General features: G+C 62.1%; 18 protein-coding genes. 13 read left to right on the top strand and 5 right to left on the bottom strand.

Annotation, left to right across the window (positions count from 1 at the left end; all coding sequences use genetic code 11):
• Positions 1 to 632: 632 nt before the first annotated feature.
• Positions 633 to 899, bottom strand: a complete 267-nt coding sequence (locus tag IB277_RS13505) for a hypothetical protein (protein WP_192371045.1) — start codon at positions 897 to 899, stop codon at positions 633 to 635.
• A 24-nt stretch (positions 900 to 923) separates the two neighbouring features.
• Between IB277_RS13505 and IB277_RS13500 the strand changes: the two genes are divergently transcribed.
• Positions 924 to 1,397: a hypothetical protein gene (locus IB277_RS13500; RefSeq protein WP_192371044.1), complete on the top strand. Its 474-nt coding sequence runs from the start codon at positions 924 to 926 to the stop codon at positions 1,395 to 1,397.
• A gap of 12 nt (positions 1,398 to 1,409) precedes the next feature.
• Here IB277_RS13500 and IB277_RS13495 read toward each other — a convergent pair whose 3' ends face one another.
• The gene (locus tag IB277_RS13495) at positions 1,410 to 2,084 is read right to left on the bottom strand and encodes a hypothetical protein (protein ID WP_192371043.1); all 675 of its coding nucleotides are present in this window, start codon (positions 2,082 to 2,084) and stop codon (positions 1,410 to 1,412) included.
• 1,216 nt (positions 2,085 to 3,300) lie between these two features.
• On the opposite strand from IB277_RS13495, the gene IB277_RS13490 reads away from it, so the two are divergent.
• The 6 genes from IB277_RS13490 to IB277_RS13465 all read left to right on the top strand — a co-directional run bounded on the left by IB277_RS13490 (position 3,301) and on the right by IB277_RS13465 (position 9,991).
• The gene (locus IB277_RS13490) at positions 3,301 to 4,125 is read left to right on the top strand and encodes a hypothetical protein (RefSeq protein ID WP_192371042.1); all 825 of its coding nucleotides are present in this window, start codon (positions 3,301 to 3,303) and stop codon (positions 4,123 to 4,125) included.
• Positions 4,126 to 4,181: 56 nt separating this feature from the next.
• Entirely contained in the window at positions 4,182 to 4,763 is a 582-nt protein-coding gene (locus IB277_RS13485) for a hypothetical protein (protein WP_192371041.1), read from the top strand.
• A 41-nt stretch (positions 4,764 to 4,804) separates the two neighbouring features.
• Positions 4,805 to 5,068 carry a hypothetical protein gene (locus IB277_RS13480; RefSeq protein ID WP_192371040.1) on the top strand — a complete coding sequence of 88 codons (264 nt, stop codon included), beginning with the start codon at positions 4,805 to 4,807 and terminating at the stop codon, positions 5,066 to 5,068.
• A 65-nt stretch (positions 5,069 to 5,133) separates the two neighbouring features.
• Positions 5,134 to 7,341 carry a Mu transposase C-terminal domain-containing protein gene (locus tag IB277_RS13475; RefSeq protein WP_192371039.1) on the top strand — a complete coding sequence of 736 codons (2,208 nt, stop codon included), beginning with the start codon at positions 5,134 to 5,136 and terminating at the stop codon, positions 7,339 to 7,341.
• A gap of 2 nt (positions 7,342 to 7,343) precedes the next feature.
• Complete coding sequence (locus IB277_RS13470) at positions 7,344 to 8,438, top strand: ATP-binding protein (RefSeq protein ID WP_192494876.1); 1,095 nt, start codon at positions 7,344 to 7,346, stop codon at positions 8,436 to 8,438.
• On the top strand, positions 8,435 to 9,991 hold the full coding sequence (locus tag IB277_RS13465) for a TniQ family protein (RefSeq protein WP_192371037.1): 1,557 nt from the start codon (positions 8,435 to 8,437) through the stop codon (positions 9,989 to 9,991). Before IB277_RS13470 ends, IB277_RS13465 begins: the two co-directional genes overlap by 4 nt.
• Before the next feature lie 268 nt (positions 9,992 to 10,259).
• Here IB277_RS13465 and IB277_RS13460 read toward each other — a convergent pair whose 3' ends face one another.
• Complete coding sequence (locus IB277_RS13460; RefSeq protein ID WP_371813596.1) at positions 10,260 to 11,123, bottom strand: GNAT family N-acetyltransferase; 864 nt, start codon at positions 11,121 to 11,123, stop codon at positions 10,260 to 10,262.
• 288 nt (positions 11,124 to 11,411) lie between these two features.
• Between IB277_RS13460 and IB277_RS13455 the strand changes: the two genes are divergently transcribed.
• The 3 genes from IB277_RS13455 to pbpC all read left to right on the top strand — a co-directional run bounded on the left by IB277_RS13455 (position 11,412) and on the right by pbpC (position 19,836).
• Complete coding sequence (locus IB277_RS13455; protein WP_051659493.1) at positions 11,412 to 12,077, top strand: GntR family transcriptional regulator; 666 nt, start codon at positions 11,412 to 11,414, stop codon at positions 12,075 to 12,077.
• A 218-nt stretch (positions 12,078 to 12,295) separates the two neighbouring features.
• On the top strand, positions 12,296 to 17,746 hold the full coding sequence (locus tag IB277_RS13450; RefSeq protein ID WP_060601568.1) for an alpha-2-macroglobulin family protein: 5,451 nt from the start codon (positions 12,296 to 12,298) through the stop codon (positions 17,744 to 17,746).
• Between the two features lie 8 nt (positions 17,747 to 17,754).
• Complete coding sequence (gene pbpC / locus IB277_RS13445; protein WP_060586173.1) at positions 17,755 to 19,836, top strand: penicillin-binding protein 1C; 2,082 nt, start codon at positions 17,755 to 17,757, stop codon at positions 19,834 to 19,836.
• On the opposite strand, the gene IB277_RS13440 is transcribed toward pbpC, so the two are convergent.
• A complete protein-coding gene (locus IB277_RS13440) occupies positions 19,826 to 21,622 on the bottom strand; it encodes an ATP-binding protein (RefSeq protein ID WP_060586170.1) in 1,797 nt (598 codons plus the stop codon). The two genes, pbpC and IB277_RS13440, sit on opposite strands and share 11 nt — an antisense overlap.
• A gap of 68 nt (positions 21,623 to 21,690) precedes the next feature.
• Between IB277_RS13440 and IB277_RS13435 the strand changes: the two genes are divergently transcribed.
• The 3 genes from IB277_RS13435 (at position 21,691) to hpaH (ending at position 24,049) form a co-directional block, all read left to right on the top strand.
• Positions 21,691 to 22,350 carry a response regulator transcription factor gene (locus IB277_RS13435; RefSeq protein ID WP_034799397.1) on the top strand — a complete coding sequence of 220 codons (660 nt, stop codon included), beginning with the start codon at positions 21,691 to 21,693 and terminating at the stop codon, positions 22,348 to 22,350.
• 208 nt (positions 22,351 to 22,558) lie between these two features.
• A complete protein-coding gene (locus tag IB277_RS13430) occupies positions 22,559 to 23,173 on the top strand; it encodes a LysE family translocator (protein WP_060586168.1) in 615 nt (204 codons plus the stop codon).
• A gap of 72 nt (positions 23,174 to 23,245) precedes the next feature.
• Entirely contained in the window at positions 23,246 to 24,049 is an 804-nt protein-coding gene (gene hpaH / locus IB277_RS13425) for a 2-oxo-hept-4-ene-1,7-dioate hydratase (protein WP_034799390.1), read from the top strand.
• 42 nt (positions 24,050 to 24,091) lie between these two features.
• Here the strand turns inward: hpaH and IB277_RS13420 are convergent, their stop codons facing one another.
• On the bottom strand, positions 24,092 to 25,360 hold the full coding sequence (locus tag IB277_RS13420) for a glycerate kinase (RefSeq protein ID WP_034799388.1): 1,269 nt from the start codon (positions 25,358 to 25,360) through the stop codon (positions 24,092 to 24,094).
• Between the last annotated feature and the right edge of the window lie 177 nt (positions 25,361 to 25,537).

Below are 25,537 nucleotides of genomic sequence, written 5' to 3'. Positions count from 1 at the left end.
CCTAAGTGAGGTTGTCTACATTTATGGTTCTCCGGAAATTTCGGGCATGCAATAGAAAAATCACTCCCGCAATTCCTTTTTTAGAAACCTCAATCAATCACACCGCGTTAATTTCAGAACCATCTTAAATTTCTCACCGCCATTGGGTTTTCTATTGACGTCACGACGTAATGACCGAACACTTTATCTCAATATTTACCTCATAAGGGGCCGAAGGCAGCAAAATGTCGACGAGAATATTAGAAGCTAGTCTTTTTCATCTATCTGCAGACGGTGTCAGCGACCTTCATCGATACGATGGGCACCGACAAGGGATTGGAGTGACGTCGTTCGGCACGGGGTTCCTGTTTCAGGCGAATACCGCCCGTGATCTCGCGTTCGCCCCTCGCAACATTCTCGATCGGTGATTTTGCCGAAAACGTTTGTCCCTGCGCTGACTGATTTGGGCGCTTCGCGGGATTTGATTTGGGCATTTTCGATTTTTAGTGCCTTATCGCCTCGTACGCACGGTGACCCGGCACGCGTCGATTCAGTAGCGATGGCGGCGATATCGTCCTCGTCGACTTAGGTTAACCTTCTACTGGTTAGGTTAACCTAAGTGAGCCGTTTCATTCGGCATTTCCGATTTTTGCTCAATTGTAGCCCCCAGTTTCGATCGACATCGACGGCGGCGCGGTCAGACGCGCGTATTTCCCTCTTGCAGAGCTTGTTTCTACCATTGCCGCATCGGATCGGGACCGAGTGGGAACATTATAGACGACACATTCGACATAGATCGGCTCCTCGAGACGCACGAACGGACCAAAGTGTTTCGTGATCTTGGGGAGCACCTTGTTGACGAGATCAATCGGGAACAGTTGAAACTTTGGACGCGGGCCGTCGAGGGCGGATACCGCCATGTTTGGCTCCACGACAACGGCCCCGTGCTGGAGGCCCCTACTTACGACGAAGGCGACGTGCTCGAGGCATTCCACACTCCCCGATTCAATCCATGGATCGATGATAGCGAAGAAGCGCGGGAAGCATTGGAAACGCTGGAGGAGGAAGACACGACCTTCGAGTGCACACCTATGTATTTCGAGCGGACAGCGGAATGGAAACTGCGGCAACTTCGTGCGGCGTCGACTCAGTTCGACTATGGCGCTCTGGGATTGATTGAAGAGATTCATCTGCTGTCATGCGCGATCGAATGGGCCAAGCATGAAAGCCACAACCACTGGAGCCGTTGCGACAAGGTCTTCGTCGAACTCAGGGACTGCCTGCTCGGGATGATAGAATTCAAGATCGCCCAGGAGGACCGGGACATCATGAGCATCGAAGAGGACTTGTTCACGACCAAAACAAGGATCGAACGGAGCCTGAGGATGACAAGCCAGTGGCGGCATCAGGCTGCCTGACGACAGCGTTAACTACATTATCTTCCCCGGAAGCACCCCTCTCCAAGAGGTGGCCGCGAAAAATGGAGCTGAGGAGTCGTAGTCCCTGATCAAATCTGCATTGTAAGCCACCAAACGCTTCAGCGGAGCCTCATGCCGAATAGAGTGGTACATGACTTGGACCGTCGCGATGCGCACGAGCCTTAGGTCCAAATCGTTGATCGAATACTCGACGCGCGAAAGGCCATCCTTTCCCCCCGCCGCATAGCATTGGCGCAAGTCACCCATCACCAGAGCGCCGGTCCCGCATGTCGGCTCGGCTCTTTTGTTGTCCTTCGCTCCGGTTGCACTCAGGAAGTCGCTGACTGAGGAGGCAAGAACAGTTGGCGTCATGAACTGCCCGATATCGCCATGAAGCAAGGCCCCATACTTGTCTGTGACAACGTCTTCAAACGGTGCTGCCTGCTCAAGCTCCTCCCGCAGCATCAAGAGAAGCCTCATCAACTGGTCTAGGTCGGCATCATTATAGCCTTCAACCGATTGCACAGTTTCGGGCGCATGGGTCACAGAGGGATAGAGTTGCTTGTATTCTTGGCTCCCTGTGCAGATGTAGTTGTACAGCAGGACAAAGAGGTCGTCGAAAATACGCGTCGCGGGAAGGCCGCTATGATCGGCGAAACTACGCACTTCTTTTAGGAGGTCAGACATTGAATCCGGGAGGCTTCTTTAGCATCGAGTTTGAACAAACCATCGATTTCTCGACAGCCGTTGGGCGAGCCCCTGGCCATCGAACGATCAGGCGAATAACTAGCGACAAGACAACAATCGTTCGTTACCGTCCCGGGCTGCTCCAAATGGCGAGCATTCTGTGGTTAACGGCCGTCAGAAGACCGCTTGATCCTGATACGAAGCATTAACCACGCACGACGAATGTGTGCCAAATCCGGATGAATCATCTCCGGTTATTCTTGCGGCTCCGAGTTCCAAAATATAAAGAGACGAGACCGAAACCGAGAGGCACTCTTATGAGACCTACGAGCATAACGATAGAGAAGCGGGCTGGCCGCAATACGACTCTCTAGTCCGGTATGCTCTGCCGCGACTTGAGATCGCGGCCATCCCTCGAATGCGCATGCTAACGCTGAGGGAAATCGGTTGAAGACTATCACTACCACATTGTCTGATTTCTGCCGCCGGGCGAACCCCGAAGCTCCACGTACCTCGATTTCCGCGGCACGCGCGCACCGCTGCGCGGCTGACATCCGCACTTCCTTCGACAATCCTATACGCCATCCGGCGTAACTCGAGCCATTCCGACACCGGAACGGCTGCGGTTGGCTTCACCTCGGGATTTCGGTCCCGAGATTGGATTGTTGGAGGAATGAAGCATGCTCAATCGCATTTCTAACGGCTGGACGGGATCCCTCGCCGACTTTCGAGCCGAAATCTGCTCCAGATTCCTGAAGCATGAAGAGCGCCTCGGCAAAATTCCGCGGTCAGACACGCACATGTATCCGGTCCTGGCGTTCATTAGCAGGGAAATGCAGTGGCACGGGAATAAACTGCCGTCGCCCCATTCGGTTCGTCGCTGGCTGCGCGCCATGACCGTACACTCAGAAGCTCCTCCAACCGCATAGCCCCATCTCGCCTGACGGATCGGCGTCGTCTCGGACGCCCTTGCTGCCCGGGTCTCTTCCCCGGACAGCCATCCCTTTGACTTGGCTATGCTCAAGGAACGCAGAAATGAATGGAATGCCTAATACGAGCTTCGGATCATCCGCGCGCTTCCACGCCGGAACGCCTGTGGCTTCTGGCTTTAATGCCAGTCTCCCCCCCTCACCCCAACCCATACGGCGGTCCAACCGGGCCGTCGAGGAGCGCCAGCTCCTCGTGATCAACAGGCGTATGGGAAAGGGAAAAATCCATGAACGCGAAACAAGTCCTCCGCTTCATGAAAGACCGCGAAGCCGGCATCGACCGTGACAACATCAAGACTGTCCGTGAGCATCTCGAAGCTGACGAGGTTTCGTCCGGACGCGAAGTAGTCGTCGAGGGTGTCGACGAAGACGGGCAGCCGCTCCTCTACAAGAAGTGGGTTCCGACCAAGAAATCCACCGGAAGCCGAAAGCCCGCCGAGCGTACCAAAGGACACTCCCGCGGCTACGTCACCGATCCGGCGAGCAAGCGCGCGATCGGCTTCGAAAGCACGCACGAAATGCGCTGCGCGATGATGCTCCTGGCAAACAAGAGCGTCGTGCATCTGGAAGACCAGCCTCCCGCTGTCCACTACCCGGATGCCGAAGGCGTCTGCCGTAAGCACACCTTCGACTATCGGGCGACCTTTGCAGACGGTCGTCGCGTGGCCATCGCCGTCAAGCCGAGCCATCTCGTCGAGTCGAGCGAAATCCGCGAGGTCGTGGCGCGGGTGAAGCCGTACCTGGATGGATTTGCCGATCAGGCCCTCATCCTCACCGAACGAAACCTCACGATCGCTCGCGGCGACAATGCCGAGCACATCGTGCATGCCCGCCGCTATCGCAACGAGGCCGACTGCGAAGAACTCCAGGCGTTCCTGGAGAACGTTCCGGGCGTCTTCCGCATCTACGAAGTCGTGAACCGCTTCCCCGACTTCGCCGCAGCCATGAACGCGATGTGGTGCCTGATCTACGACGGCTTTCTCAAGCTCACGTATCCGGACCGGACCCTTCGCGACGCGCCTTACGCGTACGTCGTGCATCTCCGGAACTGACCCAGTCATCGTTCCAGTTCTGCCAGCAATCTCTCCGGAACCACAAGGGACCTCCCATGCGCATGACCATGAAAACCTACCAAGCACTTCTTCGCCTCAAGTTCGACGTCTGCTATCAGTTGCACAACCTCGGCCATGACACCGCCGCGCCCAACGGCACGAACCGCGACATCCTCGAAGACGCCTTCCGGCTTGCCCTGCTCTGGCAGGGGTGCTCGTTGGAGGACGCGTGGGAGGGCGCTTTCGAGCTTGGACGTGCCACGCCCGCTGTCGTCGTTCGTGAGTGGCTTGCCGCCTATCGCGACGAGCACAGCATCGAGGCCCGGCAGCAGCGCTCGATCGGCGCCGTCTTCGAGCCCCCTCTTCCCACCGCCGAGCTGGCTTTCAGCAGCTTCAAGGACGACTGCGAACGTTCATCCCGAGCCCCCGCGCCTTCCCTGCGCACGTTCCAGCGCCGAGTGCGCATGGAGCGCCGGCTGCTCAGCATCATGCAGCGCCTTCGGAACCGCCAAGCCAAACGCATGCGAGCTCTTGAAAGGGAGCGTGCTCGCATGCCGCAAGCATCGGACTTCATCGGCCGCATCCTGGACATCGCCGAGGCTGAAGGCTTCCGCGTGGCCCGCCCGGGCCGCTCCTGACGCCTGCCCAGTCCCAATCTCAAACTCCCAAGGAGACCGAAATGACGCAACCGAGCAATGCCAGCATCCCCTTGATCGTCTTCAATGATGAAGACCGCTTCACCCGCTTCGGACAGGACTTCACGTTCGTCTCCCAGGGACCCGGCGGGTTCGTTCTTCAGAACCTCGCCAACGGTATCCAAGTCGCGCTCGCGCCCGATCAAATGGCGAAGATGTTCGCGGGCCGTAGCCGCCCCGCAGCGGCGCGCACGACTGGAAGGCTGGGTGCCGGCCATTCCGCCACCCATGCAGCAGACGACTGCTGATCTCTTCCACGGTTCGCCTGCCCATTCCTTGCCATATCCAATTCCAAACTCCTAAGGAGCCTGAAATGACCCTTCCCTTCTTCGAACCGAACAAGCCCATCGTTCCGATCTTCGTTTTCAATGACGGAGATGGTTTCACCCGCTTCGGACATGAGTTCAAGTACGTCTCCGCTGAACGCGGCGGCCACCTGCTGTTGAACCTGACCAACGACATCCACGTTGGTTTCACGGACGAGCAGATGAAGGAGATGTTCGATGATCCGATCAATCCCTTGGTCTACTATCCGGGCCGTCACCTTCCCGAAGGCGCACGGGCTGCAATGCACCCGCAGACCTTCGTTGGCGACCTCAACGACGTCAACGACCAGGAAGAAGTACTGTTCAAGACTCAGTTCGCGGAAACTTTCGTTCGCTGGGAAGCGGAAAACCCCAAAGTCACGCGCTCGGATGACAGCATGAGCATCTACGTGCCCAAGATCTTTAAGGAGATCCAGAGCGGCAAGACGTGGAAGAACAAGCACGCTACCCCCAGCTGGCGCACTCTGCGCAACTGGATCCGGACCTACGAACGCGATCCGAACCCGTACTCGCTCATGTCCCGACGCGGCCGCTGCCAGAAGAACACGTACTTCGACGCCGAAATCGAAGCGCTGCTTCGTGATTACACGTTGCAGTATGCGACCGACGAACGCCTTCCGATGTATCGCCTTCACAGCAAAATGAAGGACGCCATCGACCTTCTCAACGCCAAGCGACCGGCGGACAAGCAGCTCAAGGTTCCGTCGCTCAAGACGTTCCAGAACCGGGTCAACGACCTCCCTCCCGCGTTCATCGAACTTGGGCGCAACGGTGAGGAAGCGGCAAACCGGAAGTTCAACGCCATCCACCGTGGGCAGGAAGTCGTTCGCCTCGGGCAGCGCACGGAAATGGACGAATGGCGCATCGACCTTCGCACTTTGCTGTCGCTTTCCCCTTTCTGGAAAACGCTGACCCCAGAACAGAAGGAGCGGGTGCCTAAGATCACGCTCTGGATGACCGCCATCATCGACGTGGCTTCGCGTTGTTTGCTGGGGTTCCGGGTGCATCGGAAAGCGCCCTCCCGCACGACTGCGATCGGTACTCTCGAAATGGCGACGATCGACAAGACCGCCATCGCCAAAGCCTACGGCTGCATCGATCCCTGGGAATTCGCTCTCACGCCTTCGTCCATCGCGGTGGACTCGGCGACTTGGTACACGGCGACGGCGTTCCGCGTAACGGTCGCGGACCTTGGTGCGACCTTGTTCCTGCCGCCGGCTGGAAAGGCTTCCGCGCGCGGTACGATCGAGCGCTTCTTCCGCACCTGCTCGACCCAGGCGCTCGAGGAACTCACCGGCCGTACCTGGGGTTCGATCGAAGCCAAGGGTGACCGCAATCCCGACGAAGAGGTCAGCGTGACCTTTGACGAGGTTGCGCCTCACCTCACCCGGTTCTTCGTGGACGTCTATCACAACACGCCCCACGCAGGCCTGAATGGCGAGACGCCTCGCAATGCCTGGAAGCGCCTTCGGAAGCTCGGCATCACTGCGCCACCGACGGGTGAGCGCCGCCGCCACATCTTCGGCATCAACGTGATGCGCATGATCGCGCCTAACGGCATTCGCTACCTCGGCATCCACTACCAGTCGCGGGAGCTGCAGCACATCCGTCGTCGCCGCCGTAACCCGGAAGTGTTGGTCCGCATCGATCGGCAAAACCTCGGAGCAGTATCCGTCTGGGACGGAGACGGCTGGGTGTCGGTCCCGGCGGTCCACGAGGAATTCCAAGGCATGAGCTACTGGGCCTGGTCGGCCGCGTGCAGCGAGTTGCGCAAGAAGAACCTTGAGAAGGCGGAACTTTCCCGTCCCACGCTGCGCAAGGCCAAGGCGGACCTGGCCGCCCACGGGGAAATGATGAAGATCGAAGCCGGCCTCTCCCACGAGGGCCTTACCGAGGACGTCTACTTGGCCTGGGAGAAGAAGATCGACTTCCCCATCAAGATCACCAACAAGGCAAGCTCCCTGCCCGAGGACTTCGTGCAGGAGATGGTGCTGTCCGAGGAATTCTACGAGGCGGTCGGCATCACCGGGCTGCCTGCGGTCAAAGACCTGGGCAAGGTGAAGAAGACGGCGGAAAAAGACGAAGCCGATGGCTGGCTCGACCCGCGCGAGCTGCCCACCAATGACGATCCGACTCCTGCCGCGAGCGGCAGCGGGCTCACGCTCGACAACAACTATGACAGCATGGGAGAGTAATGATGGACTGGTCGGAAAATTTCGCCGAAGCCATCGCGCAACTGCGTTCCACGTTGTCTCCCGTGGAACTCGAGATGGCGGACCGCGTCCATAAGTTCCACATTCCCTACATCGGCCTTGGACGCGATCCGGGGGTCGCGCTCGCCTTGAAACGGATGGTGCTGAACATCGCCGGACAGCGCCCCGGTGGTCGTAAGCACCCCAACAAAAGACGAATTCTTGCGGTCTGCGGGGATTCAGGCTCGGGAAAGACCCGAGCGCTGCTGGAGCATACGAGCAGAATTCCTGCCCTGCAGCCGTACGAGTTCCAAGGAGCCACGTACTCGCCCTTTCTTGCGTACGAGGCACCCTCCCCATGTACGCCGAACCTCCTTGCTCAAGAAGGGTTGAGGGCGTTGGGCGTCGACGTGAAATCGACGATCAAGGAGAACGCGGCATGGGACCTCTTTCGCAACGAGCTCAAAGCCCACCGGGTGCTCTTCGTGCTCATCGACGAGGCGCAGCATGCGGTCAATACGGCAAACCGTATCGAAGCCCAAAAAATCGCGGATGCGCTAAAGAACCTCGTCCAGATGCCCGACTGGCCTGTGCGGCTCATCCTTGCGGGAGTGCCGCCCCTCGACGAATTCTTGTCGACCGAAAAGCAGCTGTTCAATCGGAGGACTCTCATCAGGTTCGAGAAGCTCCATGGCAAACGTGGGCTCGATAGCATTCGCGAAGTCCTCGGAAAGGTAATCAAGGAGCACGCGGGGCTTCAGTTGAGCGAAGATCTTGCCGGCGATTTCGCTGCGCGTCTCAGTCATGCAAGCGATGGAGACTTTGGCTCCGTCATCCAAATGATGCGAGACGCAGCGGAAATCGTGATCACAACGGATCGCCCGGCCGTGGAGCGAGCAGACTTCGCTGCGACTTACGAGTCCTTCACTGGCTGCACGCCGGACAACAATGTCTTCAGTTTCAAGGGAGACGATTGGGTCAATCTTAAACCACTCCGCGCATATGCCCGACCGGAAGACCATGACTGGCGCAGTTCCTTCAGCGGAGCTGCAAAGCCGAGATCCAAAAAGAAGACCGTCGCCTTCGGAGACCGCCCATGAGACAGCTAACCCTCACGTTGCCCCGCAGTCAGGACGAATCCCTGGCGAGCCACTTCTCGCGGGTCGCGGCCCTGCACGGTCAGCCTACCGCATCCGCGTTTGCCGGCGTGTTCGGTATCAGCTTCCGAAAACTGGCAGCCGGAGTGAGCCCGGATGTCTACAAGGCGGCGGCCGCGCTGGGCGACACGCCCGACAGCGTCGATGCGTCCCTCACCCGGTACCAAAAGAGGCGTCTTGGTATTCGGGGCCATCTCTTCACCCGCGATTTCGCGTGCGCGCGCCAGAGGCGCTTCTGCCCATCGTGCCTGATTGAAGACGAAGAGCAAGGAATGGGCCGCCCCGGCCTTCGTGCCTACGGCAGACTCTCCTGGCTTCCTCGCTTCGTCCAGGGATGCCCTGTGCATGAAACGACACTCGTCGAGTTCGATCCGCTGGCCTGGCATTTTGGACCCGACTTCACGCTGTATCTCCGGTCGTCCCGAACGTCGCTGGCTGAGTATCAAAGACGGGCGCGTCCCGCGGCGAACACCGCCTTTCAGCAATTCGTGCTCGGTCGTCTCGCTGGTGCTGCCTCGGGCCAGTGGCTGGACAGCATCCCGTTGCAAGCCTTGGGCCATCTGGCAACCGTCGTAGGCATGACCACGAGGGGAGAGACCGCTGTCTCGCCACGCGAAGACGAAAAGGTAATCCGCGACTGCGCGCCTGACGGCTTTGCCATCCTTGCATCCGGGGAGAACGCCTTTCGGGAGTTTCTCTCCTCCGTTATCGCCCGCAACTACACACCAAGGAGAAAGCTCTCCGCCTTGATCATCTACCGAGAACTGGCCACGGAGATGTCTTTCCATCGGGACGAGCCTGGCTACCGTGACATCTTGGCTATCATGCAAAGCGTCGCTCGGGACATGCTTCCTTTGGGCTCGAATGAAGGCTTCCTGGAGGCCGTCGGCCAGCGGCATCTTCACTCGATCCACAGCGCTTCCAAGGAGTTCGAGATTCCCTTCACAATCCTCTGGGCAGCGCTCGAAGAGAAGAAGTTGGTGCCCACGGGTCTCAGCCCTTGGACCGTTGCCCGGATGACCTTCGAAGCCGAGTCGGTTGCCGACGTCGCGCGCGCCCTGCTTGAAAGCGGCTTTGCCGGATCGGAAGCCCATAAGCGGTTTTCACTCTCGGCACGTTTGGCCGCAGCGACTGACAAAACCAACTTCGAGCCGGCCGATTGGCTGACCTTGGAGCAGGCAACCAGGAAGCTCGGCACCTTGAATAGAGAGCTGATGGCTGCCTTGGTTGACGATGGCTATCTGACGGAAATCGAGGCTCCCACTCAGGACGCACCGCCGCGAATACGAAAAGCCGACATAGAGGAGTTCTGCCGAAAATACGTACTGGAGCCGTCATTCCATAAATGGGTTTCCCGGAAGACCAGCCTCGAACCAAGTGCCTGGCTCAACTCTCTAGGGATAGCTCCAGCGCTACCTGAATACCGAATGGGAATGAACATTTACTCCATGGACTCTTACGCGAAAGCATCGCGCGCCAGGTCGGCGAGGTCCTGAAAAGCGAGCCGGGGATTCCCCGGCTTCTTTTTTGTTCATTTTCCGTGGGAAACTTGAGGGTTCCTTTTGGGAATCAGGGGTTTACTCTTGGAATTTTCCGGGCCAACGATATCAATGGGTTGCAAAGGGCCTGGGCAACTTGAGCTTACTTTTGACACAAACGTACGCCGTGACAGTCCGCCGACCGGCTCGTCGGCAGCGACGTCGAAATAGCTGCGCTTTGAGTTCGATCAGCGACATGGAAGCGCCTCGAGCACACCTCAAGAGCTCACATGAACCCCGGATTGCGGGGCAGATAGCGCGTCCAGTCGCCATAACCGGGAGACGCCATCAGCAGCATTGGAAACGTGATCCGCATCCCCTGATTGACCGCAAGGCTCAAAGCGCCGTCGCATGCCCCGGGCAAGAAGGCCCAAATCCTCTCAGACGTGCCCGCGGCGGCCAATCGCAACGCGGCCGCGAAGGCATCTTGAACATGGTCGGGCCACAGGACGGCGAGTGGGCCGATGTGCCCGTTGGCGCCGATATAGCCGTATCCGGCAGGATCGCTGCCGGCGTAAAACAGAAACCCTCGGGTTGCCAGATCGCCAAGCAGGTAGCGATGATGCTTGTCCCGCGATACGCCGATGGCGCAGCGATCGACCGTCGCCAGCGTCTCCATGGTCGCTGCATCGGGTTCGATCGGCACGGCGCGCAGGACCGTCTCCGGCAACATCCGCATTGCCTCTCGCCTGGCATCGAAAAAATAGATCGGCGTGCGCGGAAAGAAGCCGTGCCGCATGTAGAGCCCCTGCCACACCCGATTGAAGGTGAAGGTGATCAGCGCCTTGTGGGCTGCGCCTGACTTGCGCGAATGTTCCAGAGTTCGTTCCAGCAGCGAATTTCCGATGCCCCGGCCCTGTTGAGCGGGATCGACGAACAACTGGGCGAGAAACCAGAGATCCCCGCAAGTCCAACTCCAGGCGCATCCGACGATGCCCCCGCCCTCTTCGGCCACCCAGAGGCCGTCCGGATCGTCCCTAAGGCAAAAAAGCTGAAAATTGGGAGGGCTTGTCGCCGCCATCGGGCCGAAGCCGTGCCGAATGGTAAGATCGTTGATGCTTGAGACGACCAGTGCATCGGTCGCAGCCAATTCGTCGGCTCGAGCGGGCCTGTAAACGAGCGGCATTGGTAACACCACGAGAGGTTTCCAAGACAAGGCTGGCTTCGCAGCTCGACCATATCACGCTCTGCCGCTCCGCTTCATCAGAGACCTTTCCTCCGTCAGACGATTTCCGGTTCCGGCGACGAGATCGTCGCGCCTACTTTCCAAAGCTCTGTTGCCCGGCGCCCGGATTGGACCTATGACCGTTGACCAACAGCGCGAAAACGCTTCCGAATTCGCCGTGCCGAGGGGCTTGGCCAGCGGGGTTTGAACAGGATGAAACTCGACGCCGTCGATGTCAGGCAAGCCGCCTCAGCGGCCGATATCGTCTATGAGGCCTTGCGCAAGGCGATCATCGAAGGCGACCTCGCCGAAGGCGAGAACCTGCGCCAGGACCACATCGCCCAGATGTTCAACACCAGCCGCATTCCGGTGCGCGAGGCGCTTTCACGGCTGGAGCAGCATGGGCTGATTACCACCGAGCGCTATAAGGGCGCCGTTGTCGCCGGCCTCTCGATTGAGGAAATCGAGGAGATTTTCGAGTTCCGCGCACTGATCGAGGCGGAGGTCATTCGGCTTGCCGTACCCAGTCTCGACCGCCGTACGCTGGACCTTGCACGCCAGCATTGCGAGGAATTCGAGCAGGAGGAAAATTCCGACCGCTGGGGCGAAATCAACCGCAACTTCCACTACAGCCTCTACGAGGCAGCACGTCGCCCCTATTACCTACAGATCGTTCGCGCCTCTCTCGATCGCATCGACCGTTACCTGCGGGCGCAGCTGACGCTAACCTCGGGCGTTGCGCGCGCGCGCCGCGAACACAAGGCGATCCTGGATGCCTGTGTGGCGCGCGACGCCGAGCGGGCCAGCGCCTTGACGCGCGATCATATCCTCGATGCCGGTCGCTCGCTGACCGTCTTCCTGAGAGAACAACGAGGCTAGCGGCGCGGTTTCTCCCGCGGCTTTGGCCGACCGTCATAATAGTTTGATTTACATATCGTTTTATCGTGTTTCATTCCGGATCGATGTTCGATCCTTCACAGCAGTGCTCCCGCTGAAATTGCGCCGCACGTCGACTGCTCTCCGGTTGACAAGCGGGGCGGAAGCCTGAAAAGTGAAGCCTCTATCGAGACCGGCAGCGTTGGGAGGACTTGATGTCTGTGCGCGCGTTTTTCGGCCTTTCCACCCTCTTCCTGTCGCTTTTGACCGCCGGCATCCCCGCCGTTGCCCAGGAGAGTGGACGGCAGATCGAGATCACTCAGGACGGCGATTATTTCGGTTTCGACCTCAGGACCGAACAGAACGTCTCGCTCGACGAATGCCAGCAGACATGCATCGCGGACCAGGCCTGCCGCGCCTTCACCTACAATCCCAAGGTGAAGTGGTGCTTCCTCAAGTCCGACTATAACCAGCTCAACACCTTCCCCGGCGCCATCGCCGGCAAGGTCGTGCAGCCGCAGGTCACACAAGCCGACATCGGGGCGCCGCCGCGCCTGAAATTCCTGTCGGATCAGTTGCTGCAGGACGCCCGCAACACCAAGGCCAATCTTACCCTTGCCGACGATCAGCAGGGCATGGGCGTCAATACGCTCATCGACATGGCACGCGGCCAGGCCGGCATGGGCAATATCGAAAATGCGCTGAAGGCCTTCCAGGGCGCGTTGGCGATCAATCCTGATGACGCCGAACTCTGGCTGGAGGCGGCGCGAACCGCGAACCGCATCACCAACAATTCAAGCGTATCGATCCAGGCGGCGATCGCCGCGATCAACGGCTACGAGCTGACCCGCACCACCGAGAGCCGGGCGCATGCGCTTGCCGTCATGGCCAAATCGCTGGAAGGCGCCGAGAATTTCCGCGCCGCACTGAACGCCTACAAGGCGAGCCTGGAACTGGTGAAGGCAAAATCGGTCGAGGCAGCCTATCTCGACCTTAAGCAGCGCAAGGGGTTCCGCGTCGTCGAACATACGATCGATTCCGACGCTGCGACGCCGCGCGCCTGCGTGCAGTTCTCCGAGCAGCTTTTGAAGAGCGGCGCCGACTATGCCTCCTTCGTCACCGTCAATGGTGCTGCGCCAAAGGCGCTTGAGGCGAAGGGCGACCAGATCTGCATCGAAGGCCTATCGCATGGCGAGCGCTACAAGCTGACCCTTCGCGCCGGCCTGCCGTCCACCGTCGACGAAATGCTCGAAGCGCCCGTCACCCTCGATATCTATGTCGCGGACCGCGCCCAAATGGTGCGCTTCACCGGCGACAGCTTCGTGCTGCCGTCGACCGCGCGCCGCGGCATCCCGCTCGTTTCCGTCAACACCGACAGCGCCAAGCTGAAACTCTACCGCGTCGGCGATCGCAGCATCGCCCAGGTGCTGCAGAGCTCGCAGTTCCTGACCCAGCTCGACGGCTACAGCGCCCAGCGCATCGAGGATGAGATCGGCGAACTCGTCTGGCAGGGCTCGATCGACATCGAGCGCGACGTCAACAAAGAGGTCGTCACAAGCTTCCCGGTCGACGAGGCACTGCCTCAACGCAAGCCCGGCGTCTACGTCCTCACCGCCGCACCGACCACCGGTATCAGCCAGGAATGGGATGCGCGCGCGACGCAATGGTTCGTCGTTTCCGATATCGGCATCTCCACCTATGCCGGCACAGACGGGCTGAACGTCTTCGTGCGCTCGCTTGCGACTGCCGAGCCGATCGAAGGCGTCGAACTGCAGCTCGTCGCCAAAAACAACGAGATCCTCGGCACGGCGGTGAGCGATGATGACGGCCGCGTGACCTTCACAGCTGGCCTGATCCGCGGCACGGCCGGGCTCACGCCCGCCGTCATCACCGCCAAGAAGGGCGAGGACGACTATGTCTTCCTCGACATGAGCCGCGCCGGCTTCGACCTTTCGGATCGTGGCGTCACCGGGCGCGCGGCTCCTGGCGCCATCGACATTCTCGCCTGGACCGAGCGCGGCATCTATCGTGCCGGCGAAACCGTGCATGCGGCAGCGCTTGCCCGTGACGTTGACGGCATGGCGATCGAGAACCTGCCGCTGACCTTCGTCTTCCTCCGCCCGGATGGTGTCGAATATCGCCGCATGACCAGTGCCGGCGGCAAGCTCGGCGGCCATACGCTCGACCTCGACACCCAGGCAAACGCCATGCGCGGCACCTGGACGATGCAGATCTTCACTGACCCGAAGTCGCCTGCGATCGGCGAGAAGCAGTTCCTGATCGATGACTTCGTGCCGGATCGCACCGAATTCGATCTCACCAGCGACGCCAAGGAAATCGCCGTCGGTGAGACGGCAAGCGTGGCAGTCGACGGGCGCTATCTCTATGGCGCACCGGCTGCCGGCCTCGAACTTGAAGGCGAAGTGACGATCAAGCCGACGCGCGAAAACGCCGCCTTCAAGGGCTATTCCTTCGGTCTTGCCGACGAAGAGGCGAGCGAAGACACGCGCCTGCCGCTCGAAGAGCTTTCGTCGCTCGACGAGGAAGGCAAATCCAGCTTCGACGTCCTCATCGACGAAGTGCCCTCGACCACGCAGCTGCTAAATGCCACCGTGACCGTTCGCATGCGTGAAGCCGGCGGCCGCGCCGTCGAGCGCTCGCTGAAACTGCCGGTGCGCGCCGAGGGCCCGATGCTCGGCATCAAGCCGGAATTCGAGGGTGAGCTCGCCGAAAACTCCGTCGGCAAGTTCCGCGTCATCGCCGTCGATCCGGCCGGCAGCAAGGTCGCCATGCAGGGGCTCCTCTGGAAGCTGATCAGCGTCGAACGGAACTATCACTGGTATCGCGACGGCAGCGCCTGGAAATACGAGCCCGTCGTTACCACCAAACAGGTGGCCAACGGCAGCGTCGACCTGACGGAAGACGGCGGCGATATCTCCGTGCCCGTCGGCTGGGGGCGCTATCGCCTGGAAGTCGAGACGGCCGCGGTCGATGGCCCGACTTCGAGCGTGGAATTCGACGCCGGCTGGTATGTCGCCGCCACCTCGACGGAAACGCCTGACGGCCTGGAAATCGCGCTCGACAAGAAAAAATATGCGGTCGGCGACACGGCCAAGCTGAAGGTCTCGCCGCGTTTTGCCGGCGAACTGCTGGTCACCGTCGGCACAGAGAACCTGATCACGACCGAGACGGTATCGATTGCGGCTGAAGGCGGCGAAGTCGAATTGCCGGTCACCGACGCCTGGGGCGCCGGCGCCTATGTCACCGCCACGCTCTACCGGCCGGGCGATGCCCAGGAAAGCCGCATGCCGATGCGCGCCATCGGCATCAAATGGCTCACCGTCGATCCGGCCGAGCGCAAGCTCGCCGTCACGCTTAACGCGCCCGAAAAGATGGAGCCGCGCCAGCCGCTCGACATCAGCCTCCAGGTCGCCGGTGCCGGTGCCAATGAGGAAGCCTATGTGACGATCGCCGCCGTCGATGTCGGCATTCTCAATCTCACCCGCTACGAGCCGCCGAACCCGGAAGCCTGGTATTTCGGCCAGAGACAGCTCGGCCTTGAAATCCGCGACCTTTACGGTCGCCTGATCGACGGCTCGCTCGGCGCGACCGGAAAACTGCGCACCGGCGGCGATGGCGGCCAGGTCGCGCTTCAGGGCAGCCCGCCCACGGAAAAGCTGGTCGCCTTCTTCGAAGGACCGGTACAGCTCGACGGCGACGGCAAGGCAACCGTCAGCTTCGACATCCCGCAGTTCAACGGAACGGCGCGACTGATGGCCGTTGCCTGGACGAAATCCGGTGTCGGCCACGCCACGCGCGACGTGGTGATCCGCGACCCCGTCGTCGTTACCGCCAGCCTGCCGCGGTTCCTGGCGCCCGGAGACCGGTCAGACCTGAGGCTCGATATCGCCAATACCGACGCACCGGCCGGCGATTACCAGATCCATGTGACGACCAGTGGCCAAGCCACGGTCGAGCAACCGGGGACGGGCAGCACGGTCACCCTGGACCAGGGCGGTCGCTCCTCCATCACCTTGCCGGTCGTCGGGCAATATCCCGGCAACGGCGTCGTCACCGTGGCGCTGACCGGCGCCAACGGCCTTTCGCTCGAGCAGTCGCTCGACCTGCTCGTGCGTCCGGCAACCCTGCCGGTGACACAGCGACAAGTGGTTTCGATCGCGCCAGGAAGCAGCCTGACGGTCGACGGGCAGTTGCTCGCCGACAGCATCCTGCAGGGCGCTTCCGTCAACCTCAGCGTCACCCGCTCTGCCGCCTTCGATATGCCGGCACTGCTGATGACCCTCGATCGCTATCCCTATGGCTGCACGGAGCAAACGACCAGCCGCGCGCTGCCGCTGCTCTACCTGAGCGAACTCGCCAAGCAGTCCGGCCTTGCCGATGACGAGGGCGTGACGAAACGGGTGCAGGAGGCGATCTACCGCGTGCTCTCCAACCAGTCCTCGTCGGGCAGCTTCGGGCTTTGGGGGCCGGGCTACGGCGACCTCTGGCTCGACGCCTATGTCACCGACTTCCTGACCCGCGCCCGCGAGCAGAAATATGACGTGCCCGAGGCCGCAATGGTTCAGGCGCTGGAAAACCTGCAGAACGGCGTCAGCTACGACACCAACGCCAAGGATCGCGGCAACGAGATCGCCTATGCGCTCTACGTGCTTGCCCGCAATCGCAAGGCGGCGATCAACGACCTGCGTTATTACGCAAACACGCTGATCAACGACTTCCCGACGCCGCTCGCCAAGGCTCATATCGCCGCAGCGCTTTCGCTGTATGGCGATGCTCAAGGGGCGCAGGACACGTTTGCCAACGCGGCGAACATGTCGACGGGCCTCGTCAATGTCAGCCTGTCGCGCTCCGACTACGGCTCGTCGCTGCGTGACGGCGCGGCGGTGCTGGCGCTTGCGGCCGAAAGCCGACCGGTCCCGCCGATCGTTCCAGAGCTATCAAAAATGGTCGCCCGCGAATGGGAACAGAAGACCTATACCAGCACCCAGGAACAGGCCTGGATGCTGCTTGCCGCCCGCGCCATCCAGAATGGCGACGAGGACATGGCGCTCGACGTCAACGGCGCATCGAAGTCCGGCAGCTATGCCGCCCAGATGACCGGCGACGCGCTCATCACCCACCCGGTGGTGATCCGCAACCAGGGTGCCGATCCGGTTTCGGCCGTGGTCACCACGGTCGCCGCCCCCGCCCAGCCGCTTTCGGCCGGCGGCGACGGCTTCACCATCGAGCGCACCTACTACACGCTCGACGGAGCCGAGGCGAACGTCATGGAAGCGCGGCAGAACGAACGCTACGTCGTCGTGCTGAAAGTCACGGAGGCCAACGACTGGCCGTCGCGCGTGCTGGTCACCGACCTGCTGCCGGCCGGTTTCCAGATCGACAATCCGAGCCTCGTCGACAGTGCCCAGCTCAGCAATTTCGAGTGGCTCGGCGAAATCACCGCGACCCATACGGAGTTCCGTAACGACCGCTTCGTCGCAGCACTCGACCGCAGCATCGGCGCCGGCCGCGAGGTCACGCTGGCCTATGTCGTGCGCGCGGTAACGCCGGGCACCTATGACCATCCGGCCGCAACTGTCGAGGACATGTACCGGCCGCAGCTTTCGGCCCGCACCGCGACCGGGCGCATGGAGGTGCTGGCCGCGCAATAGGCAAGATCATGTCGATTGGGCGCAAACTGCTGATCGCCTTGCCCGTCTGCCTGCTGGTGACGGGGCTGACGGGCTTTGCGATCGAAAAGGCTGACGAGGCCTTCCCGCCGCCGCTTGCGGAGGCGGACGTCGTCTCGCGCGAGGTGGACGACGCCAACGGACAGCTCTTGCGCGCCTTCGCAACGCCGGATGGCCTCTGGCGACTGAAGACCACGGTCGACGATGTCGATCCGCAGTTCCTGAAGATGCTGATCGCCTACGAAGACCAGCGTTTTGAGGAGCATTCCGGCGTCGATATCCTGGCGCTTGGCCGCGCCGCGCTTCAATTCGTCAGCAATGGCCGGATCGTCTCGGGCGCCTCGACGCTTTCCATGCAGGTCGCCCGGCTGATCGAGCCGCGGCAGCAGCGCTCGATAACCGCCAAGCTGTTGCAAATCGCACGCGCGATCCAGATCGAGCGACGGCTATCGAAGGACCAGATCCTCAATCTCTATCTCACCCATGCGCCTTATGGCGGCAATATCGAGGGCGTGCGCGCCGCGAGCCTCTCCTGGCTCGGCAAGGAGCCGAAACGGCTGACGGCCGGCGAAGCGGCCCTGCTCGTGGCACTACCGCAATTGCCGGAGAAGCGCCGCCCGGACCGCAACCATGCCGCCGCTGTCGCCGCCCGCGAACGGGTGCTGACGCGTCTCGCCGTTGCTGACGTGATTGGCGACGGCGAAGCGGAACGCGCGATCGCCACGTCCGTTCCGTCGCGCCGGCTGCAACTCCCGGCCTATGCCGCGCACCTCGCCGAACGGGCGTTGCGCAAAGATCCGAAGGCGGTTCGGCATGAGACGAGCTTGCGCCTTGCCGTCCAGCGCAACCTCGAAGCCGTGGCAAAGGAAGGGGCAGCCAAGCTCGGACCGAAGGTTTCGGTCGCCATGGTGATGGCCGATGCGAAGACCGGAGAGATCGTCGCTTCGGTCGGATCGGCCGACTATTTCGATGCGAGCCGCTCCGGCTGGATCGACATGACGCGCATCACGCGTTCACCGGGCTCTACCCTCAAGCCCTTCATCTATGGCCTTGCCTTCGAAGAAGGGCTCGTCAGCCAGGAGACGATCATCGAGGACCGGCCGGCGGACTTCTTCGGCTACCGCCCACGCAACTTCGACATGAGCTACCAGGGCGATGTCAGCGTGCGCGAGGCGCTGCAATTGTCTCTGAACGTTCCGGCGATCCGCCTGCTCGACGCGGTCGGCCCGGCCGAGCTGATGATGCGCTTTCGCCGCGGCGAGGTGAAGCCGGCACTTCCTGCCGGCGAAGCACCCGGCCTTGCGATCGGTCTTGGCGGCGTCGGACTTTCCCTGCGCGATCTCGTGCAGCTCTATGCGGCGCTTGCCAATCGCGGCTTCCCCCTCCGGCTCGGCGACGGCGTTGAGGGCAAGGCGGGCCTGATCGAAGCGGAACCGGTGCTTTCGCCGGTCGCCGTCTGGAATGTCTCCGACGCGCTCTCCGGCGTGTTGCCGCCCGCTGGCAGTCGCCAGCGCGGCATCGCCTATAAGACCGGCACCAGCTATGGCTACCGTGATGCCTGGTCGGTCGGCTATGACGGCCGCCATGTGCTCGGGGTCTGGGTCGGACGGCCCGACAATGGGGCGGTTCCCGGCCTCACCGGCTATGGCAGCGCCGCCCCCATTCTCTTCGAAGGCTTCGCCAAATCCGGCTTCGGCATCACGCCGCTGCCCGATGCGCCGGCCGGCGCGATCCGCATTTCTCAAGCCGAACTGCCGATCAGCCAGCGCCGCTTCTCGCTGACGGCAAGCGGCCTCGTCAACGCTTCGGCCCGCGAGCCGGCACCGCAGATCGTGTTTCCGCCCGAGGGCGCACGCGTCGAGCTCAGTGCGAACCATCAGGCGCTTTCGCCGCTGACACTCAAGCTCCAGGGCGGACGCGCGCCGTTCCGCTGGCTTGCCAATGGCAAGCCTCTGCCGGAGCTCACCCGCCGGCGGGTCACGCAGTGGCAACCGGATGGTGCCGGCTATTCGACGCTGACGGTGATCGATTCCGTCGGCCGCGCCGCCAGCGTGCGCGTCTTCATCGAGTAACAGTGCGGATCTCGCGTGCCGCGTCTTCAGCCCGCTCGGCGAGGAGCGCTTCGATCTCCTCCTCCAACCGCACCGCATCGAGCGGCTTGTGGAGAAGACGGTGGCCGCTTGCGGTCACTTCCTTCAGCCGTGTCGGCGACGTATCGCCGGAAAGGATCAGCGCCGGCACCTCCCGCCCGAGATGGGCCCTGATCTCCCGGATCGCATCGATCCCGGTCTTGCCGGCCTCGAGACGGTAATCGGTGATGACAAGATCGACCGGCGCCTCTCCCAGGCGCGCAGCCTTCGCCAGCTCCTTTCGGGCCGTGGCAGCCGAACGCCCGGCATAGACCGCATAGCCGAGCGTGCGGAGCAACAGCGCCGTCGCATCCAGCGCGTCGCGCTCGTCGTCGATGACGACGATACCCCCTTGCTGCGTCGCAGCGGTCGGATGGGCGCGTCCGGGCTTTGCCAGCGAAGGCGGCGCGACCACCGGCAAAGTGATGGAAAACATCGAACCGCGACCCTCCGTCGAGACTACCTTGATCGGGTGGCCGAGCAGAGCGGCGGTACGCTGCACGATGGCAAGGCCGAGCCCGAGCCCCTGCGCCCGGTTGCGTGCAGGATTTTGCAGTTGCACGAACTCCTCGAAGATCGCTTCCTGCTCTGAATCGGGGATGCCGACACCGGTGTCCCAGACCTGCACCTCCACCGCCGCACCGCGGCGTCGGCAACCGATCAGCACCTTGCCGGTCCGTGTGTAACGGAACGCATTGGAAATGAGGTTGTCGAGGACACGCTTCAGCATCATCGGGTCGGTATCGACCCAGACATCCGTCATCACCACGCGCCATCCGAGGCCCTGGTCCTTCGCAATGCCGGAGAACTCCGCCTTGAGGTCGTGGAACAGTCGCCGTAGGGACACCGGTTCTCGCGCGACGGTCACGATTCCCGCGTCAAGCTTGGAAATGTCGAGCAACGCGTCGAGCAGACCGCCGAGATTGCCGATAACCGAGCGCGCGCGATCGGCGAGGTCGCGGGCGTTCTTGGCCGGAACGTCACCGTTGCGACCGAGTGCTGCGAGCGTCGAGGTGAAAAGGCTGAGGGCGTGGATCGGCTGACGCAGGTCGTGGCTTGCGGCAGCGAGGAACCGCGACTTGGAGCGATCGGCGCTCTGCGCCTTGTCGCGCTCTGCCTCAAGGCTGGTGATCAGCGACAGATTCTCGAAACGCAGCCGCACCGTTTCGGCAAGCGTCCTGTGGGTGACGCGGCTGTAGTAGAGGTCGACGCCGAAGAGGCAGATGGTGAAAATCAGATAGGTGTCGTAGATCGGCCCTTCGCCGAGGAAGCAGCGGATCGCGAAGGGCAGGAGGATCGCAACCAGCGAGCCGGCATAGGCGAGCGGAAAGGCAGACAGCGACGGCACCGCACCGCTGGCAATGCCTGTGATCACGATGCAGACGAAGGCAAGCGTCTGCGGCTCGTCCGGATGGAAGGCAAACCAGCCAAGCGCGCCCCAGAGACCGCTGGAAACCCACGAAAGCAGCGTGAAGCGCCAGGCCCATCGCCGCCAGTCCCGCGTCCGCCCTTCATCGGTCTGACGCCGATATCGCCAGTCGAGAAGAATGCGCGCGAACGTCAGCAGATAGAGTGCGGCACCCCATGAAAACAGCAGATCCCGCGACACAAGATCGCGCAGGACATAAGCAACCAGCAGTGGAATTGCGAAATTGGCAAAAAGCACCGCGTAAGATTGACGAAATAATAAGCCTATCAGGAGAGGTTGCAGGTGTTCGCGAGTCTCCATTGCCGCTCCTGTCTCGATGCAACGCCATGTCCGCGGAGAATTGCCGATTTCGATGAAGGATTGCTTACATGCGCAAACTGCTGACGATCGTGGTGGCAGACGATCACGCCATCGTTCGCGAGGGCCTGAAGCTGCTGCTCTCCACCATGGACCACGTATCGGTGGTTGCGGAAGCGGCCGACGGCGAGACGCTGACGACCATCGTTCGCGCCAGCAGTCCTGATCTGGTGATCCTCGACCTCGGCATGCCGGGGGTTGCCGGCGTGCAGTTCATCAACGAACTCCGGGCGGTCGCGCCGCGCATGAAGATCCTGGCGCTGACCGCAAACATCGAGCCGCGAACCGTGCGGGCCGTGATCGCCGCCGGGGCCAGCGGTTACCTGACGAAGACCGGCGACCCGGCCGAACTGAATGCAGCACTCGACGCAATGCTGCGAAACGAAATTTATCTCAGCCAATCGGTTCGTTTCGCCATCGACGATCCCCGCAGCCACCAGCCGCCGCCGACAACCGATACGGCGCTCTCCCCCATCCCCCTCACCCGCCGCGAAATGCAGATCCTCTCTCTCGCCGCCCAGGGGCTGACCGCGCGCGAGACCGCCGATCGCCTCGGTATCAGCCCGCTCACGGCCCGCAAGCATCGCGAGAACCTGATGCGCAAGCTCAGTCTGCACAACACGGCAGAGATCGCGGCCTATGCGCTGCGCATCGGCCTGCCGATCGGTTGATATCGCAGTCCTCGCCGGTCTTTCCGGAAGTCACCTTCCCTTAACCACGGCAAAACAGGCGATCCTGCCACAACGCCGAAATACGGCACCTGCCGTATGTCAATCGGATACAACCAAGCGTAGTTCTCCCGCTCTATCGCGCCACCGAGATGGTTCGACGCCAAGACGTCGGCCCGGGGGCGTTCCGGCTATTTCGGGAGGAGCCCCCATGCCGTCGCTGGAGCATTGGATTTCGTTCGCACTGGCAACGGCGATTTTCGCCTTCATGCCGGGTCCTGCCATTCTCTATATGACGGCGCAGACGTTGGCGCATGGCCGCAAGGCCGGCCTCCTGGCGGCGCTCGGCATTCATATCGGCTGCTACATCCACATCGCCGCCGCGGCGCTCGGGCTTGCCGCCCTGCTTCACCATGCACCGCTTCTCTATGGGGCGATCAAGCTTGCCGGCGCCGTCTATCTGGTCTGGCTCGGCGCGACCATGCTGCTCGGGGTCGGCAAACATGCCGCCCACGCCGAGGCTGCGAAACCCGGCGTCCTGCGCGACAGCATCGTGGTGGAGGTCCTCAATCCCAAGACCGCCTTGTTCTTCGTGACCTTCCTGCCGCAGTTCGTGGATCCGGCCGTGGCGATGCCGATGTCGCTGCAGTTCCTGATGTTCGGCCTGCTGGTGAACCTTGCCCTGTCGGTCGCCGATATCGCGGCCGTCTTCCTCGCCTCCTTCACGCTCGGTCGGCTGGTTGGTGGCGCCGGCAATCTTGTTCCGCGCACCTGCGGTTCGATCCTCATCGGCCTCGGCCTGATGCTGGCAAGTCAGCCGATCTGATCGCCCAAAGACGGTGCGCGCGCCGGGTCCGACCTTGGTGTATCCTTAAGGGCGCTGAAGTCGGGGGGCGCCATGCTGAATGCAACCGAGATCGCCAAGGCCGCCGAAAGCCTGCATCAGGCCGAACGCGATCGAAAACAGATCGGGCTCCTGTCGCTCAAGCATCCCGAAATGACGGTCGACGACGCCTATGCGATCCAGGCGGCTCTGGTCCGGCGCAAACGCGACGACGGCCACCGCATCATCGGCTGGAAGATCGGGCTGACGTCCAATGCCATGCAGCAGGCGCTCGGCATCGACACGCCCGATTCCGGCGTGCTCTTCGACAACATGCTGTTCGACGACGGCGCAAGCATACCCGCCGATCGCTTCATCCAGCCACGGGTCGAAGCGGAGATCGCGTTCATCATGAAAACCGGGCTCAAAGGCCCGCGGGTCAACATCGTCCAGGTCCTGAACGCCACGGATTATGTCATGCCGGCGCTGGAAATTCTCGACAGCCGGATCGTCCGCACGGATCCGAAAACAAAGAAGGCGCGCATCCTCGTCGATGCGATCGCCGACAATGCCGCCAATGGCGGCCTCATCCTCGGCGGCCGCGCCGTGCGCCCCGATACGGTCGACATGCGCTGGATGGGGGCGATCGTCTCGCGCAATGCGGTGATCGAGGAAACGGGACTTGCGGCCGGTGTGCTCAACCATCCGGCGCGCGGCATCGCCTGGCTCGCCAATCGTCTCGCGCAATGCGGCGACGCGATCGAGCCCGGCCAGATCGTTCTCTCAGGCTCTTTCATCCGCACGCTCGAAGCCAGGAACGGCGACACGATCGTCGCCGATTTCGGCGCTTATGGCTCGGTCAGTTGCCACTTCGCGTGAAGTGTATAACGACAGGCAGGCTACACACCCGCCGCGCGGATATCACTGCACCAGGATGGCGCGGAAGTCGTTGACGTTGGTGCCCGTTGGCCCCGGCTTGAAGAGATCGCCGAGCGCATCGAACGCCGACCAGCTGTCGTTCTTCTGCAGGAATGTCGCGGCATCCAGCCGTTGCGCCGCGAGGCGGGCGATGGTGGTGTCGTCGGCGAAAGCGCCGGCGTTGTCCTCGGAGCCGTCGATGCCGTCGGTGTCTGCGGCCAGCGCCGAGACCCCTTTGGCACCGTCGATGCCGAGCGCCAGCGCCAGCAGGAATTCGCTGTTGCGTCCGCCCTTGCCCTTGCCGCGGATGGTGACGGTCGTCTCGCCGCCCGAGAGAACGACGACCGGTTTGGTGAACGGTCGACCGCGGCCGACGACTTCCCGGGCGATCGCCGCATGCACACCGCCAACGTCGCGCGCCTCGCCCTCGATCGCATCGGAAAGAATGATCGCGTCGATGCCGGCGGCACGCGCCTCTGCAGCCGCGGCCTCGAGCGAGACGGATGCGGATGCGATCAGCCGGACTTCGTTACGGGCAAAACGCGGGTCATCAGGAGATGGCGCGGCGCTTTCCGGGCTATTGATCCACGCCATAACCTTTGCCGGCAGGTTCAGACTGTAGCGCTCGATCAGCGTCAGCGCATCCTCGCGCGTGCTGGCGTCCGCCAGTGTCGGGCCGGAGGCGACCAGCGCCGGATCGTCGCCCGGAATATCGGAAACGATCAGCGAAACGACCTTGGCCGGATAGGCCGCGGCAGCCAGCCGACCGCCCTTGATCATCGAGACGTGCTTGCGCACGGCATTCATGGCGCTGATCGGCGCGCCGGAGGCAAGCAACGCCCGGTTGACGGCGATCTCGTCTTCCAGCGTCAAGCCGGGTGGTGGCGAGGGCAAAAGCGCCGAGCCACCGCCGCAGACGAGCGCGACGACAAGATCGTCCGCCGTCAGGCCGCCGACTTCGGCGAGCAAGCGCTTCGAGGCCAGTAAACCGTTTTCATCAGGCAGGGGGTGCGACGCTTCCAGCACCTCGATCGTCTCGCATGGGGCAGCATAGCCATAGCGGGTGACGATCACGCCCGAGAGCGGACCATCCCAATGGCGTTCGAAGGCGGCTGCCATCTGGGCCGCACCCTTGCCGGCCCCAACCACCACCGTCCGCCCCTTCGGTCGCGCCGGCAGGTTGGCCGCGATCACTTTCTCCGGATCAGCCGCGGCAACGGCCGAGGTGAACAGCGCTTCGAGGAAACGGCGTGGATCGGTGATGGTTGGCATTGGTCTCCCCCTGGAGGATGTCGCGTCGCCCCATCCTTATATGTCATCCCAGCGCAAATCGCGGTTGGAACTGCATGAAAGTCTCGGGCGGCGGTTCCTCCAACCGCCGCCCGGACGCATGACCGGTCCGGCACAATGGGACGCCGGACGAGTCATGCGCATTTAAGGTCGTCGCCT

Origin of the sequence: Ensifer sp. ENS07 (assembly GCF_014852185.1) — a bacterium.
In the GTDB taxonomy this organism is placed as follows: domain Bacteria; phylum Pseudomonadota; class Alphaproteobacteria; order Rhizobiales; family Rhizobiaceae; genus Ensifer; species Ensifer adhaerens.
The sequence above is the reverse complement of the archived record's forward strand: the minus strand, read 5'-3'. Positions and strand labels throughout refer to the sequence as shown.

Excerpts from the sequence above, each read along its gene's own strand:
- IB277_RS13505 (WP_192371045.1), bottom strand. The coding sequence starts at position 899 with ATGGCGGTATCCGCCCTCGACGGCCCGCGTCCAAAGTTTCAACTGTTC.
- IB277_RS13495 (WP_192371043.1), bottom strand. The coding sequence starts at position 2,084 with ATGTCTGACCTCCTAAAAGAAGTGCGTAGTTTCGCCGATCATAGCGGC.
- IB277_RS13490 (WP_192371042.1), top strand. The coding sequence starts at position 3,301 with ATGAACGCGAAACAAGTCCTCCGCTTCATGAAAGACCGCGAAGCCGGC.
- IB277_RS13485 (WP_192371041.1), top strand. The coding sequence starts at position 4,182 with ATGCGCATGACCATGAAAACCTACCAAGCACTTCTTCGCCTCAAGTTC.
- IB277_RS13480 (WP_192371040.1), top strand. The coding sequence starts at position 4,805 with ATGACGCAACCGAGCAATGCCAGCATCCCCTTGATCGTCTTCAATGAT.
- IB277_RS13475 (WP_192371039.1), top strand. The coding sequence starts at position 5,134 with ATGACCCTTCCCTTCTTCGAACCGAACAAGCCCATCGTTCCGATCTTC.
- IB277_RS13470 (WP_192494876.1), top strand. The coding sequence starts at position 7,344 with ATGGACTGGTCGGAAAATTTCGCCGAAGCCATCGCGCAACTGCGTTCC.
- IB277_RS13465 (WP_192371037.1), top strand. The coding sequence starts at position 8,435 with ATGAGACAGCTAACCCTCACGTTGCCCCGCAGTCAGGACGAATCCCTG.
- IB277_RS13455 (WP_051659493.1), top strand. The coding sequence starts at position 11,412 with ATGAAACTCGACGCCGTCGATGTCAGGCAAGCCGCCTCAGCGGCCGAT.
- pbpC (WP_060586173.1), top strand. The coding sequence starts at position 17,755 with ATGTCGATTGGGCGCAAACTGCTGATCGCCTTGCCCGTCTGCCTGCTG.
- IB277_RS13440 (WP_060586170.1), bottom strand. The coding sequence starts at position 21,622 with ATGGAGACTCGCGAACACCTGCAACCTCTCCTGATAGGCTTATTATTT.
- IB277_RS13435 (WP_034799397.1), top strand. The coding sequence starts at position 21,691 with ATGCGCAAACTGCTGACGATCGTGGTGGCAGACGATCACGCCATCGTT.
- IB277_RS13430 (WP_060586168.1), top strand. The coding sequence starts at position 22,559 with ATGCCGTCGCTGGAGCATTGGATTTCGTTCGCACTGGCAACGGCGATT.
- hpaH (WP_034799390.1), top strand. The coding sequence starts at position 23,246 with ATGCTGAATGCAACCGAGATCGCCAAGGCCGCCGAAAGCCTGCATCAG.
- IB277_RS13420 (WP_034799388.1), bottom strand. The coding sequence starts at position 25,360 with ATGCCAACCATCACCGATCCACGCCGTTTCCTCGAAGCGCTGTTCACC.